Origin of the sequence: Phyllobacterium sp. 1468 (assembly GCF_031455525.1) — a bacterium.
GTDB lineage: Bacteria > Pseudomonadota > Alphaproteobacteria > Rhizobiales > Rhizobiaceae > Phyllobacterium.
The window spans coordinates 300,036-316,285 of sequence record NZ_JAVDSX010000006.1 but is presented as its reverse complement, the minus strand read 5'-3'; the positions used below and the strand labels follow the sequence as shown (position 1 = coordinate 316,285).

Annotated in this window: 14 protein-coding genes; 5 read left to right on the top strand and 9 right to left on the bottom strand. The window is 56.8% G+C overall.

The features are described 5' to 3' along the window. Positions 1-86 precede the first annotated feature (86 nt). The 3 genes from J2X72_RS18185 to J2X72_RS18175 form a co-directional block, all read right to left on the bottom strand. A complete protein-coding gene (locus J2X72_RS18185) occupies positions 87-1,379 on the bottom strand; it encodes an NCS2 family permease (RefSeq protein WP_310074156.1) in 1,293 nt (430 codons plus the stop codon). Between the two features lie 255 nt (positions 1,380-1,634). Continuing rightward, positions 1,635-2,411 (bottom strand): trans-aconitate 2-methyltransferase, encoded by a 777-nt coding sequence (gene tam / locus J2X72_RS18180; RefSeq protein ID WP_310074154.1) that lies wholly within the window; start codon positions 2,409-2,411, stop codon positions 1,635-1,637. Between the two features lie 104 nt (positions 2,412-2,515). Then, positions 2,516-3,703, bottom strand: a complete 1,188-nt coding sequence (locus J2X72_RS18175; protein ID WP_310074150.1) for a DUF2865 domain-containing protein — start codon at positions 3,701-3,703, stop codon at positions 2,516-2,518. Positions 3,704-4,372: 669 nt separating this feature from the next. Here J2X72_RS18175 and J2X72_RS18170 point away from each other — a divergent pair. The 5 genes from J2X72_RS18170 (at position 4,373) to J2X72_RS18150 (ending at position 9,073) form a co-directional block, all read left to right on the top strand. Then, complete coding sequence (locus J2X72_RS18170) at positions 4,373-4,747, top strand: YciI family protein (RefSeq protein ID WP_210002994.1); 375 nt, start codon at positions 4,373-4,375, stop codon at positions 4,745-4,747. Beyond that, positions 4,744-5,985 carry an RNA polymerase sigma factor gene (locus J2X72_RS18165; RefSeq protein WP_310074147.1) on the top strand — a complete coding sequence of 414 codons (1,242 nt, stop codon included), beginning with the start codon at positions 4,744-4,746 and terminating at the stop codon, positions 5,983-5,985. Before J2X72_RS18170 ends, J2X72_RS18165 begins: the two co-directional genes overlap by 4 nt. Before the next feature lie 104 nt (positions 5,986-6,089). Continuing rightward, positions 6,090-6,521, top strand: a complete 432-nt coding sequence (locus tag J2X72_RS18160; protein WP_310074145.1) for a nuclear transport factor 2 family protein — start codon at positions 6,090-6,092, stop codon at positions 6,519-6,521. 253 nt (positions 6,522-6,774) lie between these two features. After that, positions 6,775-7,920 (top strand): alpha-D-ribose 1-methylphosphonate 5-triphosphate diphosphatase, encoded by a 1,146-nt coding sequence (locus tag J2X72_RS18155; RefSeq protein ID WP_310074143.1) that lies wholly within the window; start codon positions 6,775-6,777, stop codon positions 7,918-7,920. Positions 7,921-7,933: 13 nt separating this feature from the next. Continuing rightward, the gene (locus J2X72_RS18150) at positions 7,934-9,073 is read left to right on the top strand and encodes an alpha-D-ribose 1-methylphosphonate 5-triphosphate diphosphatase (protein WP_210002990.1); all 1,140 of its coding nucleotides are present in this window, start codon (positions 7,934-7,936) and stop codon (positions 9,071-9,073) included. A gap of 13 nt (positions 9,074-9,086) precedes the next feature. On the opposite strand, the gene J2X72_RS18145 is transcribed toward J2X72_RS18150, so the two are convergent. From J2X72_RS18145 to J2X72_RS18120, 6 genes are all read right to left on the bottom strand, one after another. Continuing rightward, positions 9,087-9,707, bottom strand: coding sequence for a DapH/DapD/GlmU-related protein (locus J2X72_RS18145; protein WP_210002989.1), 621 nt, complete (start codon positions 9,705-9,707; stop codon positions 9,087-9,089). Positions 9,708-9,798: 91 nt separating this feature from the next. Beyond that, the gene (locus tag J2X72_RS18140) at positions 9,799-11,427 is read right to left on the bottom strand and encodes an MFS transporter (protein WP_210002988.1); all 1,629 of its coding nucleotides are present in this window, start codon (positions 11,425-11,427) and stop codon (positions 9,799-9,801) included. Positions 11,428-11,753: 326 nt separating this feature from the next. After that, positions 11,754-12,569, bottom strand: a complete 816-nt coding sequence (locus J2X72_RS18135; RefSeq protein WP_310074138.1) for a formylmethanofuran dehydrogenase subunit C — start codon at positions 12,567-12,569, stop codon at positions 11,754-11,756. Next, a complete protein-coding gene (fhcD, locus tag J2X72_RS18130) occupies positions 12,566-13,474 on the bottom strand; it encodes a formylmethanofuran--tetrahydromethanopterin N-formyltransferase (protein WP_210003043.1) in 909 nt (302 codons plus the stop codon). The genes J2X72_RS18135 and fhcD overlap by 4 nt, the downstream gene beginning before the upstream one ends. A 5-nt stretch (positions 13,475-13,479) precedes the next feature. Continuing rightward, positions 13,480-15,108 (bottom strand): formylmethanofuran dehydrogenase subunit A, encoded by a 1,629-nt coding sequence (locus tag J2X72_RS18125; RefSeq protein WP_310074136.1) that lies wholly within the window; start codon positions 15,106-15,108, stop codon positions 13,480-13,482. Continuing rightward, positions 15,102-16,196 (bottom strand): tungsten formylmethanofuran dehydrogenase, encoded by a 1,095-nt coding sequence (locus J2X72_RS18120; RefSeq protein WP_310074134.1) that lies wholly within the window; start codon positions 16,194-16,196, stop codon positions 15,102-15,104. The genes J2X72_RS18125 and J2X72_RS18120 overlap by 7 nt, the downstream gene beginning before the upstream one ends. Positions 16,197-16,250 lie beyond the last annotated feature (54 nt).

Genomic DNA, 16,250 nt, shown 5'->3' with positions numbered 1-16,250 from the left:
GGCTTTCTGATCAAGGGTTGTTTGATGTCCAAAATAACAATGGCGCGGATGCGACGCAACCGCCGCATCCGCGCCAGCTCGTGAGGTCAGCCCGGAAACAGCGCGAACTTTATCACAAAGAGGGCAGCCACGAGCCATGTTGCGGGATGCACAACACTTGCCTTGCCCGTAAAGGTCTTTAACACGACATAGCTGATGAATCCAAAGGCAAGACCATTGGCTATCGAATATGTGAATGGGATCATCAACGCGGTGATTGCGGCCGGTGTCGATTCCGTAACATCTTTCCACTCGATGTCGACGAGTTCATGCATCATGAGCCCCGCCACGTAGAGCAACGCTGGAGCGGTTGCGTAACCCGGCACCGAAGCCGCGAGCGGCGAGATGAAAAGCGCTGCCAAGAACAGCAGAGCGATGGTCAACGCGGTCAAACCTGTACGCCCGCCAGCTTGAACGCCCGAGGCACTTTCGACATAGGCGGTCGTGCTGCTGGTCCCGAGCAACGAGCCTGCCACGATGGCCGTACTGTCAGCAAACAATGCGCGGCCCAGATTGTTCGGTTTTCCCTCTTCGATCAGCCCGGCACGCTTGCTGACACCGATCAAGGTACCGGTCGCATCGAACACCTCGACAAGCACGAATACGAGGATGACCTGCAGAAGTCCGGTATGCAGCGCGCCCATGATATCAAGCTGCAAAAAGGTCGGCGCCAGACTTGGTGGCGTTGAAAATACGCCCTTGAACTCGCTCACCCCGAGTATCATGGACAGGATCGTCACAACAAGAATGCCGATCAGAATGGCCCCGCGAACCTTGAGCGCATCAAGCGCAGCGATGACAAAGAAGCCTAGGATGGCCAGCAGTGCCCCAGTACTTCCAAGGTGACCCAACCCAACGAAGGTCGCGGGATTTGCCACGACAATGCCGGAATTTTTCAACGCTATGAATGCGAGGAAGAGGCCGATACCCGCCGCGATCGCACTCCGCAATGATTTGGGAATGCCCGCCACAAGCCAGCGACGTATCCCGGTTACTGTCAGAAGCAGAAAGATGCAGCCCGAGATGAAAACAGCTCCAAGCGCCTGCTGCCAGGAAAAGCCCATGGCAGCCACGACAGTGAAGGCGAAGAAGGCGTTGAGGCCCATGCCAGGCGCCATGCCGATCGGCCAATTGGCCACCAGCGCCATCACGCCCGAACCGAGTGCAGCGGCGATACAGGTCGCGACAAACACAGCGTTGCGATCCATCCCCGTCGAGGACAAGATCTCTGGATTCACAAAAATGATATATGACATCGTCAGGAACGTCGTCAGTCCCGCCAACACTTCAGTACGTACTGATGTGCCGTGGTCGTTAAGCTTGAAAAGCTTTTCGAGCATAATTCCTCCCCTTGGCAAAAGCCTAAGTCTCCGGTTGCCTCGCAAGCGCGCTACGCGTCAATGGAGGCTGCCTCTTTTGAGTTTTCGATAATTCTCCTATCAAGAGATGGCAGGCATACACTCCTCCGCATGCCGCTGCTCCTCAGTGTCGTCACTGTAAATTGGATTGTGCGATTTTCGCCGCGGCGATGCTAGGCACCTATTCCGCATTCATTTGCGAAACACCTTCAATATTTTCTTGAGCTTATGATCGATTTACCGCGTCGCAACGATGAACATGCGAGGGAATGGCAAGAGCACCATCCCGTCATCCATAGGCTTGTAGAATTGAGCCAAACGTTGCTTGTACCTGTCGAGAAAATCTGCGCGTTCATCGTGGTTGAGCAGAGAAAGATACGGGCGTAACCCCGAACCCTTGAACCACTCAATGACGCCATCCAGCCCTTGCAAGGGATGATGATAGGTCGTGCGCCAAATGTCGACGTGTTGGCAATGGGGTCGTAGCAATTGATGGTAGAATGACGCTGTGCCAATTTCGCTACGGGTGGCATCAGCTTGCGTTACCCTAGCCGCCCAGCGCGCGTCGGCCGCCACCTCCCGCATAGCAACGTGTGTCGCCTCCTGCAAATTATCTGGCATCTGTATCGCCAGAGAACCTCCTCTATTGAGGAAACCCATCAGCCGTGGGAACAGCCTGTCGTGGTCAGGAAGCCACTGCATGACGGCATTGGCGTAGAGGAGGTCGGCATTCCTTTGCGGCTGCCACACACCAATGTCGGCAACAGCGAATTCGCAGCCCGGCAGTCGCTCTTTTGCCTTGGCGGTCATGTCCGCAGAAGAATCGATCCCAAGGACTTCAGCATGTGGATACCGCTTTACAATCAGTTCGGTCGAATTACCCGGCCCGCAGCCGAGGTCCACCGCAAATTTCACATTCTGATTGGGAACGGCAGAAAGCAGGTCATTTGCCGCACGGGTTCGTTCGTCCTCGAATTTGAGATACTGGTCGGGCGACCACTCCGCTTGTCTCATGCGACTCATGCTCCCTTTCACCAGATCAAGCCCTGGAGCTTTCATGCTTGGCTATCACGCCAACGAACCCAATAGAATGCATAGCTTGATTGAGGACGGATATTCTATTGGATTCGTCGCATAATGTCCGAGGCTATCGTCTTGACGATATTCTCAGGTGTGAGGATGCTGGCCTTGCTTTCCTGGATCTCCTTTTCGGGAGGCGGAGCAGAAAAATCTGTAGGATTGGGTTCGTCCGGGAAAAACGCAGGACCAACAGTCCTTACATTTTGGCGGAGCGTCGCGCCTTCATCAACATCTCCCTGAGCAGGTGCTGCCGACAGGGTGTCAACATCTGGCTCTCCGGTCTCTTTCACCGCTGATATGGTAGGCATGGATTGGGAAACGGGCGCGGTTTGCGTATGGCAGGTGCAACCCGGCACGGCTTCAACCCCAGCCGTGCGGTAATTGAATGCATTGGGAAGCTCACTATAGGGCTTCTTGTCGACGACGGATATCATTGCATCCGATTCCTGTTCGGACACCGCGTGGTAGTACAATTTCGCGTTCCCGGCCGGACACATCGCACTGCATGCATTTTGATCACGCGCAAAATATTTGGGCTTGGTCGAGAACGAGATCGGGAAATAGTATCCATCGCATGTCCGCACACAAACGGTTCGAAAACCTTTCTTGACGACGCCGTTCACGCTCGGCTCTGTTCCTTCATACGTCGCCGCAAGCGTCTCCGGCGCCGCAGACGCCCGGCGGTTTGCCAGTTGCCGTTCGACCATTATTCTGGAGGCAGGCTTTTCCTCCTCATCTGTGCCAAACAGGACTTCCAGCAGGGTCTTGCGACGGACATTGGGTGAACCATTGTTTGTGCCAATCGATACCACTTTGTCGTTGCAGCCTTTGGCCTCCATTGACGCCAGAATCTGCTGGCGCGAAGGCTGCCACGAACCAGATCTGTCACTTGAATTTTGAAGCTTTGTCAGTTTGGCTGACATCGCACCAATCGTTTGAGCATAACGCTTGCACAGTGCAGGATTCCCACGGGAAAACAGGAAGCCTCCGCAGCCTTCCCTGCCTGCTTTCGCCCGCATCTGCTGGAGCTGCAGCGCTTGTCGCTGCACCATAGGGCTGTTCTTCTGTGAAACACTCCTACCGTTTGAGACCGCTACCAGTTGCCGTTGCAAGCCTGCGCATGCCGCAGGGGCGGCTTGGGCGATTTTGAAGGATGTCGGAACAAGCGCCGATATCAACCCGCTCACAACTAAAAGTTGAAAGAAAGGAAACAGCCGCGTTGCCATCTGCAGCTCCCGAGATGCCGCCAACTTTGGAGAAAGCCCGATCGCGTTAAATGTCGGAAAAAACGAATGCTTGGCGGGGTTGCCAGATCGCAATACTCCCGAATTTAATGAAGCTTTCAGTACCGAGAATAACCCATTCTTTCATTCAAGGTAATCCGAATTATGTATTTATCGCGTTAACAATAATGACGATTTCGTGAACTACAGAAATTTTCCTCGCCAATAAATTGTTTAACTCATCAACCACTATTCGGAATTGTCCCGCTGAATTCTACTCCCGCAAACCTCCGCAGTCGCAATTCATTGAGCAATAGATGGTTGGCTACGAATCATGCGCCCTCTTACACTTCTGATATAACCAAAAAATGTTCAAGAAACCGACTTGGCCGAACGAAAAATCTGACATTGTCTGGAAATATTCTCGACGACACTTCGGAAATTGCATCCGTTGCCACTAATATTGGCAGAATGCAAAGCGTCGATGATCCAATGTCTAGCAAGGCGTCATCAGCCATTTTAATTAGTATCGGGCTGTGTGGCGGATTGGCGGGATGGCCCGTTGGTGCTCGTCCCGCCGTGGCGCTGCCACCTTTCGAGAATGCATAATTTTCTAGACCCGATGTCGGGATTAGCCATAGTGGATCGTCTTCAGATGAGAAGGAAGGATTCATGCTTTACGCCATACTTTGCTATAACCCCGAAGACGTCGTCAGTTCCTGGACCAAGGAAGAAGATGACGCAGTGATGGCGCGCCTTGCCGTCGTCCAGGAAAAGCTTACCAAGCAGGGGCGTCTTGGCCCTGTCGCAAGGCTTCTTCCGACCACGGCTGCGACCACCCTTCGCAAAGGCCGCGAGGACCCCGTCGTCATAGACGGGCCGTTTGCCGAGACAAAAGAGCAGCTTCTCGGGTTTTACATTGTCGATTGTCAGTCACTGGACGAGGCACTTGAAACAGCGCGAGACCTTGCGCGCGCAAACCCGGGCACCGGCTCCTACGAGATAAGGCCAGTCGGTATCTTCAGGCCAGGATCGAGTTTTCCATGAACGACACGAACTGGATCGATGCAGCCCTCCTTGCCGCTCGCCCACAGGCAGTTGGTGCATTGCTTCGCTACTTCCGCAATCTCGATACGGCGGAAGAGGCATTTCAGGAGGCCTGCCTTCGCGCCCTCAAAAGTTGGGGAAAGAATGGCCCGCCGCGAGATCCTACCGCGTGGTTGATCTTTGTTGGGCGCAATAGTGCGATCGACGTCGTTCGGCGGCAGGCAAGGCAACAGCCTCTGCCACCCGAGGAACTCCTGTCTGACCTGGAAGATGCGGAAACCGCTATCGTCGAGAAGATAGACGGTTCCGACTATCGCGATGATATTCTGCGGCTGCTATTCATTTGTTGTCACCCCGAACTTCCTCCCACACAGCAAATCCCCCTGGCGCTTCGGATAGTGTCAGGCCTGTCTGTCCGGCAGATCGCCCGCGCCTTTCTCGTCGGCGAAAGTGCGATGGAGCAACGGATAACACGCGCAAAGAGTCGTATTGGAGCTGGCGAAATACCGTTCGAAACGCCTGGGCCGATCGAACGGGCCGAACGGCTCGCGGCGGTCGCGGCCATGGTCTACCTGATCTTCAACGAAGGCTATTCGACAGGTAGTACCGAGGCACAAGCACGATCACCTCTTTGCGACGAAGCAATTCGCCTGTCGCGATTGCTCCTGCGAATCTTCCCGACTGAGCCGGAGATTATGGGATTGACCGCGCTCCTCCTTCTGCAAAGTGCCCGTTCTGATGCCCGCTTCGACGCGGACGGCTCGGTGATACTCCTGGAGAACCAGGATCGCGACCTCTGGAATCGGAGCATGATCAACGAAGGGCTGGCGCTGATCGACAAGGCGATGCGCCATAGAGCGCCCGGTCCTTATCAGATTCAGGCGGCAATCGCAGCGTTGCATGCACGGGCCAAGCGCGCAGAGGACACGGATTGGGCCGAGATCGATCTGCTATACGCAGCGCTTGAGAGGCTGACCCCCTCGCCCGTCATCACGCTCAATCGTGCGGTCGCCGTAGCAAAGGTGCGAGGTCCCTCCGAAGCGCTGGCTCTGATCGAGCCTCTAGAGGAGAGGCTCTCCGGGTATTTTCATTTCTTCGGTGTCAAAGGTGGTCTCCTGATGAAGATAGGCCGTACCAGCGAAGCGCGGGAGGCATTCAATCGCGCAATCTCTCTTGCCAATACTGCTGCAGAAGCCGCTCACATCCGCATGCATCTCGATCGGCTTGCGCAAGACTGACTCCACCGACTGAACTGATTCTACCAACAGAAATGATTTTCGCGGCCATGTCGGATCGGCGGTTGTTCATTCGTCCTTTGTTCAGAGTAACAAAGGAGAATAAAATGACCACACATGACGAGAAGACCGCAGTCGCAGCTGTAATAGAGGGCTGGTCGAAAGCAATTGGCAACAAGAATGCCGCGCAAGTCTTGTCTCATCTTGCCGAAGATGTCTTACAGTTCACGCTCGCTCCACCGCTGCGATATCAGGGCAAAAGCGCTGAGGACCTGCAAGGCTGGTTCGATACGTGGGAAGGACCCATCGGCATTGAATCGCGCGACACGGCGATTTGGGTCGGCGGGGATGTAGCTTTTGCAGCCAGTCTCGTCCGCATGACGGGGCGGAAAACCGACGGCGAAAAGCCTGACCTCTGGTTCCGCCAGACGATTGGTTTGATCAGGCAGGATGGTACGTGGAAAATTGCGCATGAACACGCCTCCGTGCCTTTCTACATGGATGGCAGCTTCAAGGCCGCCATCGATCTGAAGCCATAATCCCACCCGTCTTACCCGGAGTTCGCGCGAACAAGGGATGTATCGCGCGAACACACTTTTGCTTAAGCAATACTTCGTCGTTAGCTTCGGTGACTTTGTCACGTCCCTGTCATGAAAAGTGGGATAAGAACCACTTCAGATTCCCCAAAGGCAGATTGTCCAAGGACTCAATCTTTAGATCGCCAACTTTGATTGGTGCGCGCGGCGTCATTGCCGCCATTTCTGGCCACTGCATTTTCGAAGGAAACTCACGATGAACGAATTGATCCTTACGGGCGCCCGCCTCGTTCTTGACGATGCGATCATCAATGGTTCGGTGCAGATCGTTGACGGCACGATAGCAAGTATAGACATGGGCCGATCCGCGGTGCCGGGTTCGATCGACGTCGCCGGCGATTATATTCTGCCTGGTCTCGTCGATGCACACACCGATCACCTTGAAAAACATGTGTTTCTTCGCGCGCACGTCAAATGGGATATGTTGCGGGCGGTCATGGCACACGATTCTCAAATCATCGGCGGCGGTGTCACAACGGTTTTTGATTCCCTTTGTGTCGGCGCGACCATCAAGAATCCCGAACGCCGTGAGATCCTTGGACCGATGATCGACGCGCTTGAATATGCCGGTGCGAAGGGCATGATGCGGGCGGAACATCTCGTGCATCTGCGGTGTGAGATCACCGATAACATGACGCCGGCGCTGATTGCTGAAAACATCGACCGGGACATTGTGCGTGTGATCTCGATCATGGAGCACATCCCGGGCAAGCGTCAAAGTCATGATGTGTCGAACTATCTTGACCGGCGAATGAAGGAAACAGGCAAGGATCGCGCAGCCGTCGAAGAAGAGACGCGGGAGTTGCTGGAAAGTCTCGAAGCAAGTTCAAGTGAAGTACGGCACCTTGTCGTCGAATTTGCCAAGACACGCGGCTTGCCCATGTTCAGTCATGATGATCTGACTGTCGAACATATTCGCATGGCGCATGCCGAAGGGGTACGTGTCGCAGAGTTTCCGGTCAGCATCGAGGCTGCGCGCGAGGCGCGAGCCCAATCGATGTTGATTGTGGCGGGTGCACCGAATGTGCTCCGTGGAGGGTCACAGTCGGGCAATGTGGCGGTGACCGAACTGCTTGCCGAGGGACTGGTTGATATCCTGACTTCGGATTATGTGCCACGTTCCATGCTGGATTGCGCCTTTTTGCTGGCAAATCGGCCCGAATTGGACACTGACCTGCCTGCGGCTGTCCGCATGATGACCAGCGTTCCGGCGCGGGTGTGCGGTCTTGACGACCGCGGTGAAGTTCTTCCGGGCTTGCGTGCAGATCTTATTCGGGTACATCTGACAGACAACATCCCCGTCATCCGCTCGGTGTGGCGGCAAGGGCTGCTCGTCAACTAAAAATGGAAAAATCATGACTGAAATGCTCGTCACCAACGCTCGGCTGGTTCTGGCGGATAGCATCCTTGACGGGGCCGTGGGCGTTCGAGACGGCCTGATCCGGGACATCGGAGAAGGGCCAAGCTCCATTGCCGATGCCGTTGATTTTGAAGGTGATTTTCTCATTCCCGGCTTCGTGGAGCTTCACACGGATAATCTCGAAAAGCATCTTCAGCCACGGCCCGGGGTCATGTGGCCGTCAAGTGCCGCATCGGTGGTTGCACACGATGTGCAGATTGCCGGCGCTGGAATTACCACAGTATTCGATGCTGTCGCAGTCGGCGAATATTCTGCCGCAAGTGCGCGCCGCCAGATGATCACAACTACAGTGGAAACTGTTGCCAATCCGCGTGTACGAGAAGTACTTCGCAGCGAGCATCTGTTGCACTTGCGCTGCGAGCTCGCAGATCCGGCTGTGCTCGATATTTATGCGCCGATTGCGGACAATCCCTACGTCAAGCTCGTGTCATTGATGGACCATACACCCGGTCAGCGGCAATGGGCAGATCTCGACAGATGGCGGCAGTTCAATCGCGACAAAAAATGGACCGATCTCGAATTCGATCAGATGGTCGCGGATCGAGTCGCGGCACAATCCCAATATGTTAACCGCTATCGCACCGCCGTGATCGAGCTTGCTCGCCAGCACGGCACCGTACTGGCCAGTCATGACGACACGACGCCGGAGCACGTCGACGAAGCCATGCACGACGGCATCTCCATTTCCGAGTTTCCGACAAGTATAGATGCTGCAGCCCATGCCCACCGGCGCGGCATGAAAGTCGTTATGGGTGCGCCCAATGTGGTTCGTGGCGGGTCGCATTCAGGCAACGTCTCGGCGATCGATCTGGTGCAGCAGGATATCCTTGACGGGCTTTCTTCCGACTATGTGCCCTCAAGCCTGATGCAATCGGTGTTTTTGCTCAATCAGAGCGCGGGAATTGACCTCGCGAAGGCAGTATCGTTCGTTTCAGCCAATCCGGCTCGCATGGTGGGTCTGGACGACCGTGGCGCTATTGAGATAGGCAAGCGGGCCGATTTCAGCAGAGTCCGGCTGATAGATGGCGTTCCGGTCATACTAAGCGTATGGCGGGAAGGAAGGCGCGTCTCCTGACGCGCCAGTATCACTAAACACTATACTTCTCGACAAAGGCCTCTGCGCTCAAGGCACGCATGTCGGGAAGCGTTTCTCCAAGCTTATCATGGCTCCAGTTCCACCAGGCGAGAGAGATCAACTTCTCCGCAAGTATTTCCGGATGACGGCGCTTGATGAATTTTGCCGGCACGCCAGCAACAATCGTATATGGCGCGACATCCTTCGTCACGACGGCAGAAGAGCCAACGACGGCGCCATCCCCGATGGTAATACCCGGCATAATGACTGCTCCGTGACCGATCCACACATCATTGCCAATATTTACCTTGTGATCACGGCGCCATTGGAAGAATTCTTCGTCGTCTCCAACGTCAAAACCGAACTGGCGCGAGCGATAACTGTAATGATGCTGACTGGCGCGCCACGTTGCATGGTTTCCCGGATTGATGCGGGTAAAAGCTGCGATGGAGCAGAACTTGCCGATCTTCGCGTAAATAATCGAGCCATCGTGCACGATGTAGCTGTAGTCGCCGAACTCTGTTTCGGCGATCGCCGTGCGTGCTCCAACCTCGGTATATTGTCCCAGCGTGCTATCCCGCACGGTAGCCGTCGGGTGAATTGTCGGGACAATCCCCAGCATCTTTTCGCTCATTTGGCGCCTCTTGTTGTTGCGTAAATCGTTTGGCGGCTTTCTAAGCTCCGCATGCGACAACAATATGAATGTATTGGACAATTCCGCGCTATCAGGACAAGTCAATCGGTGTTTTGTGCGCGGCGATATCGTGCGGCAGGATCGTTTGACGCTCGATCATGCGATGCACGCGCGGTTCCGAAAGACCACGATGCAACGCGCGGATCCGATCGCCGATGGCGGCGTCAGCCTGGGTTCGCCGCTGATTGTGGCGCACATATTCGACCCAGGTCGGCGTGTGGTAACTTTCGGTCCATATTTCGGGATTCTCGAGATCGCGCATCAGCGCCCAATGCCCTGCCCCGTCGCGAATGCGGACGCGCCGCCGCGCAGCCATAACCTCAAGGAAATCAGGGACATCGTCCTCGGCAATGACATAATCTATCATGATGACGATGGGGCCGCTGCGCGGTTTGAGGTCTAGTTTCAGCAACGGCTCGCTGAAACGATTGAGCGGATCGAGATTGAGTGTTTTAAACTCTGGCAAAGCATAGCGCAGGCCAATCGCCGCGCCGAATAACATAACTATACTTGAAGCGAGCAGCGCCCTGTCCGCACCATACTGACCCGCCGCGACACCCCATAACCAGCTACCGCCGGCGATGCCGCCAAAGGTGGTCGTCTGATAAAGCGACAAAGCGCGGCCGACGACCCAGCGCGGCGTCGAGAGCTGCACCGTCACGTTGAACAGCGAAAGCGCAAGCACCCAGCATGCACCGGACAGAAGCAATGCGACATTGGTCGACCAGACATTGCTGCTGACCGCGGTGAGGCCCGCGCTGACCGCGAAACCAATAAACGCAATGCGAACAATGGCTTCGCTCGACAGATATTCCCGCAGACGCGCGCTGATCAACGCGCCGGCGATCGCCCCGATGCCGAAGGAGCCGAGCATGACGCCATAAACCAGCGGGCCGCCATGGACGAGATCACGCGCCACCAATGGTAAAAGAGCGAGAACGGCACTGGCCGAGAGGCCGAAAATGAAACTGCGGAAGATCACCTTTCCGATGTTCGGGGACATCGCGACGTAACGCAGACCGGCGGAAATCGCCCGCCCCAAAGTCTCGCGCGGCAAGGGATTCGCGTCGTATTTTGGCTGCCAGCGGAACAATGCATAAATCAATGGCAAATAACTTATAGTATTGACTGCAAACGCTGCCGCGGCACCTGCTACAGCAACAATCACACCGCCAATGGCAGGGCCGACGCTGCGGGTGATGTTGAAGCCCATGCTGTTCAACGCGACCGCATTCGGCAAATCATCGCGCGGCACCATGTCCCCCACCGAAGCCTGCCATGAAGGGTTGTTCAGTGCCGTTCCGCACCCGATCAAGAAGGTGAAACAAAGCAGCAGCCACGGCGTGATCAGGTTGAAGTGAGAAAACAAGGTGAGGACAACGGATACGCCGAGCATGAAACACTGCGCGACAAGCATCACCCGGCGGCGGTTGAAATTGTCGGCAAGAGCGCCGGATATCAACGAAAACAACATGATAGGCAGTGCCGTGGATGCCTGCACCAGCGCAACCATATCGACGGAATCGGAGATGGTTGTCATCATCCAGGCCGCGCCGACTGACTGGATCAGGGAACCGAAATTGGAGGAAAGACTCGCGAGCCAGACAGTTCTGAAAATATCATGTCTGAATGGCGCGAGTGGCGATGCCCGGTCTGTCACCTCGTCAACTTTCTACTTTGGAAGACATTGGCGTTACTATCCCGTTATAAGCGAGACTCCACCGATTGCCAGTCGTCGAATTCCGTCCTCCCGCCAGATCGCGGGTTTCTCACAACTTCATACAATTAGATTAAACGCGCCGGTTGAGATTCTTGCGCCAGATTCGAGGTTTCTTGCGTGAGATTCCGACATTTCTGTGTGAAAATTGCAAGACAACGCGCGATGCCTGTCTTTAAAGCAGCTTTCATAGCCTCGATAATGGCAGATGTCGGCAACTTGTCGGCAAATTAATTGAACGAGCGTTTCTTTAATTTTTTTGGCTGGGTCTACCGGCCGCGCCGGAACAGAATCTCGCCCTTGCCGGACACGGCAACGTCGCCGCCAAATTTGCCCGGTCTTGGACCGAGCAGCGGCTTGTCCATGATTTTCTCGTGGATAAGAAACCTGTCGAACACGCCCGAAAAAGCGATGTCGGTTTCGCCGCAGTCGACAAAGGTCGGGGCAAGATTTTCCGGGCGGCGGTCCAGGAAGAGGGAGCCGCGTTTCATCAGGTAACCGGGCATCGCACCGACGCGGCCGGCAACGACAATCGACCCGGCGATCATGCGGTAGCCGGCATAGTCACCGCAGCCCTTGAGGATGGCAATGATGCCGCGACGCAGTCTCTCACCTGCATAATTTCCGGCCCTGCCGCGAACGATCAGCAGGCCCCCTTCCATGCCGGTGATTTCACCAGCAAGCGGCGCGCCAAGATAATCTCCGGCATTGCCCTTGATCTCAAGCCGGCCATCGACCATACCCGAACCCGCGTGATCGCCGGCACTGCCGTCAACCAGCAAAGAACCGCCGGACATTTTCCTGCCCGCCTCAAGACCGACATTGCCGATGACGCGAATGGCGCCACTGCTCAACCCGGTACCGATTTTGTCGAATCGCGCGCTGCCGCCCTCGAAAATGATGCTTTGCGGATTGTTGCCGGTGACCTTGAAAATATCGCCCACGGAAGCAGGGTTGCGGGTGGTTCCGATACGCAGCTTCTTTATCTGCATATCCGTCAGCCCTGCCAGCCCGGAATGTGTCAGAGCTGACAGGTCGAGCCGTTCTTCCGGTTCGGCAAGCAGCGAGAAGGTCAGCGCTTTCATGGCAGCAGATCCTTCAGGTGGTAGTGGAACTTGCCGAGCTTGCCGCCATAATTGCCGGCGCTGATCCGAACCGCACCTCGCTTGGGCCCAAGTTCGATGACCGCCTTTAGTCCCGCGCGCATGGCAGCCGTCACAGCGTCGTCGGTCTCGCCATCGATGACGATCTCCAGCACCGCATTAACCTCCGGCGTCAGCGCGGAGTTGACAACGCCGCGCAGGGTCGGTGCGAAGGCGTCATTGGTCGAAGCCATCATGCCCTTATACTTGCCGCCGACTTTCGAGCCCGACCGGACGATGCCGCCCGGGAATGGCATGATCGCGCCGGGCACCTTTTCGATGGCGGCAACGGCGCGTTCCGCAGCGCGCAGGGCCTTGGCGTTATCGGCGGCAAGGAGCAGAAGATTGCCGCCGCCGACGGCAAGCTTGGTCAGTCCCGTGGTCGCCTCGCACAGGAACTCGCCATCCATCACCGGCACACGCCAATAATGCTTGCCGCCAAACTTCTTCGATATCTGCCAGCCGTCGCCGAAGTAGCGCAGCGCATTGCCGAGATCGAGCGGAGCCGTTCCTTCAAGATCGGCAAAACAGGCGCTGCCCGGCGATGTCAGCACGCATTGGCCGAGACGATTCTTCAACTGCTTCTGCAACTCGTCGGTGCCCATGGCAAAAATCATGACGCGGCAACCCGGACGGCCATCCGGGGTTTTCGATGCCGGCAGATCCCTGTCGATGGCCGCCTCGCAGCCGCAGCCGATGACCGAGGTCGCATAGCCCGTCATGGTGATCGCGGCCTGCCGCGCCCATTTCAACGTCGGGGCCGTGATGATGATCGCAGTGGCGCGCATGCCGAATGCTTCGGCGAAAGTATCGTCGATAACAACGCCATTGCGGTTCAGTTGATGCATCCCGTTCATGAAATCACCTCCGCAAATGGCTCCGGACGCTGGATAGCGGAATCCGGGAAGGTGAACCAGTCGAGCGAAAGACCGTAACGCTCTTCATGGTAAGCTTGCATGCGTTTTACCATCGCCTTGTCCGGCGGCGGGTTGAGGTGCAGGGTCTTGCCCCAGCGATAATGGGTTACCTTGCCGTTCTTGACGACGAGATCGCCATTCTTGAAAACCAGCGCCGCTTCGCGGAACATTTTTGCGATGTCCCTGCCCTTGCGATAGACCGCTATATCGGCAATGGCCCCTGCCCCTAGATGACCGCGATCCTTGAGGCCGAGGAGCTTGGCGGGAGCTGCACGGGTCATGATGGCGATCTCTTCCAGCGTGTATTCCCGGCGCACCGAGGCAAGTGTCGTCAGCCCGAGCGCCGTTGCATTGAGCTCCGTGGATTTCGCATCGCGGGCATCACTGCTCATCAAAAGTTCAAAGAGTTCCGGATAGGCGGTGAAGGGCGCGCCGTTCGGATGATCGGTGGTGAAGTATACGCGCCATGGGTCGGTGATGAGCAGGAAAAGCTCGAGGCCCACCGCCCATTGCAGCGAGCCGTAATAGTCCTGCTTGTAGCGATAGGGTACGATGCCGCCACCGCCATTGCCGTCGCCATCGAGAATCACGGTCTTTTTCGGGCTGGCATTGCCGATAGCGGAAAACTGACGCATCACGTCGGACGAGATGGTCACCGTCTGGCCGAACATCACCTGGCCGATATCGATCGTCACATCGGGATTGCCATTGACCGCTTCCGCCAGCCGCGCCGCCTCGGAGGAAAACTTGCGCTTGCCTTCGGTGCCATAGCCATAGAACTGGAGGTGAGCGAGATGCAGCGGCACACCTTCCGTGGCGGCGATGGTTGCGGCGGCCGTATCCGCGCTGCCCGCAATGCCGAGATTGTTGGCGTGCACGTGCAAGGGATGCGGCACACCGAGCCGTGTCACCGAACCCTGCAGCGACTTGACGATCTTGCGCGAGCTGACGCCATATTCCGGCACGGTATCATCGAGCGAGAACGAGCGAACATTCTCCTTGAAGGCCGCCGCTGCACCGGCATTGATGACCTTCACGCCCAGGGCGCGGGTCGATCCGATAACCCAGGCGACATAATCATCGAGCATTGCCGGAGACTTGCCATTGCGAAGGAGCGACAGGGTAAAATCATCATTGCCGAGGATCGCAAGCGTTGCCTTATCGATGATCGGGATGTCGGCGAGTTCCAGATGGGTATGCAGCGCGGTGTACGGCGCCATCGCTGGCTCGACAACGGTTGTGAAGCCCATCTGCGCGTAGAGCGTACCGGTCTGGAATGTGGACCAGCCGGCGTTGGACAGCGGCGTATTGGCCGGGCGCGGCTGGTGCGCGCGGTGATTCTCGGGCAAAAGCAGGCGCGCCGTGTTCACATTGCCGCCGCCGATATGCGAATGGATATCGATGGCTCCGGCCATGACGATGCAGCCGGAGACGTCGTGCGTCTCATCCGCCGCCGCGCCCTTCGGCGCATCGACAACGAGGCCGTCGCCGATCCAGACGTCGCGCTTTGCGGTTGCGCCGTTGACGGGATCGACGACCTCTCCGCCGGTAAGATGGATCAGCATGGCAGCGCCTTCTGGCCCGGAAGAGCTTGCGCGAGTTGACCTATGATGTTCGAGACGCTCGGCAGTTGCGAAGGCCGGGCGGCCTCAACCGCCCTGAATGTGCCGGTCCGGCTCGAGTACGACACACCATCATGATCGATGCCGGCCTTGCCGACGGATATCGTAATTTTGGCGCCCGACGTCGGAGAATTCGTTTTGCTCAGCGATATCAGCGGGATCTTTCCCCCCCGAGGGGGAGTTTCACCACCCCTTGTCGACATCCAGACATGAAGGTCCGCTTCCTTGTCGCGGATCATGCGCTGGATGTCCCATCGCCCGGGGTCATAGCTTGGGAGGCTATTCGAAAAACCTGTTCGGGGCGGAAAGCCCGTCATCCATAGCGAGGTGAGCACGGTGCCCCACGCATCGTCATCGGCGGGCAAAAACACACTACTGGCGCGCCCGGTCTTGTTGAGGTCGGCGATCAAGCCCTGCAGCATAACGAGGCCGGCGGTTTCGCCCGACGTGCCCGAGAAGACAAAAACAGGGAATTGCGCCGTGGTCAGCGCCTTCTTCAAGCGGTCGACATTGGTCAAGGAGGTGGCAATGCGCTGATTCTGCAACGCGGCGCGCAGCACGCCAAGTGCGGCAGGAAGGGACAGCCGGTCTCCGCGCAGTGGTGTCGCTTTCAACTTGCGGGCGAGCTTGCCAGCTTCGGCCGCTTCGGTTCCGTCGATATGGAACCAGCTGCGTTTGTGCTTGTCGCCAAGATCCGGCTGCGAATCCGCCCAGGCCTGCAGGAGTTCGTGATGGGCCGGAGGGATTTCCCCGACGATGACGATGAGGCTGGAGCGGCGGCGCGCTTCTCCCGGCGTCGTGAACATGCCGCCGTGATCGGTGAATAGCGCGACCTCTCTGGCAAGTAAATCGCCTGCGGCATGATCGTAAGCGCCACCTAACCTTTCGGCGAGCGCAATGGCACTGCGCGTACCATGCACATCCGCATCGAGGGTAAAAACTGGACAGCGGCTGGATGCCAGAAGCTTTGCAGCATTCCGAACAGCATCCATCAAAGGTACCGGCTGGCTGCCAATCCATGCAACCGACATATTCCGCAACTTTCTGGTGCCTGCTTAAACTTAGCTACCTTTTTTTCGAATGTG

Excerpts from the sequence above, each read along its gene's own strand:
- J2X72_RS18145 (WP_210002989.1), bottom strand. The coding sequence starts at position 9,707 with ATGAGCGAAAAGATGCTGGGGATTGTCCCGACAATTCACCCGACGGCT.
- fhcD (WP_210003043.1), bottom strand. The coding sequence starts at position 13,474 with ATGCATCAACTGAACCGCAATGGCGTTGTTATCGACGATACTTTCGCC.
- J2X72_RS18125 (WP_310074136.1), bottom strand. The coding sequence starts at position 15,108 with ATGCTGATCCATCTTACCGGCGGAGAGGTCGTCGATCCCGTCAACGGC.
- J2X72_RS18160 (WP_310074145.1), top strand. The coding sequence starts at position 6,090 with ATGACCACACATGACGAGAAGACCGCAGTCGCAGCTGTAATAGAGGGC.
- J2X72_RS18185 (WP_310074156.1), bottom strand. The coding sequence starts at position 1,379 with ATGCTCGAAAAGCTTTTCAAGCTTAACGACCACGGCACATCAGTACGT.
- J2X72_RS18175 (WP_310074150.1), bottom strand. The coding sequence starts at position 3,703 with ATGGCAACGCGGCTGTTTCCTTTCTTTCAACTTTTAGTTGTGAGCGGG.
- J2X72_RS18120 (WP_310074134.1), bottom strand. The coding sequence starts at position 16,196 with ATGTCGGTTGCATGGATTGGCAGCCAGCCGGTACCTTTGATGGATGCT.
- tam (WP_310074154.1), bottom strand. The coding sequence starts at position 2,411 with ATGAGACAAGCGGAGTGGTCGCCCGACCAGTATCTCAAATTCGAGGAC.
- J2X72_RS18150 (WP_210002990.1), top strand. The coding sequence starts at position 7,934 with ATGACTGAAATGCTCGTCACCAACGCTCGGCTGGTTCTGGCGGATAGC.
- J2X72_RS18135 (WP_310074138.1), bottom strand. The coding sequence starts at position 12,569 with ATGAAAGCGCTGACCTTCTCGCTGCTTGCCGAACCGGAAGAACGGCTC.
- J2X72_RS18155 (WP_310074143.1), top strand. The coding sequence starts at position 6,775 with ATGAACGAATTGATCCTTACGGGCGCCCGCCTCGTTCTTGACGATGCG.
- J2X72_RS18170 (WP_210002994.1), top strand. The coding sequence starts at position 4,373 with ATGCTTTACGCCATACTTTGCTATAACCCCGAAGACGTCGTCAGTTCC.
- J2X72_RS18165 (WP_310074147.1), top strand. The coding sequence starts at position 4,744 with ATGAACGACACGAACTGGATCGATGCAGCCCTCCTTGCCGCTCGCCCA.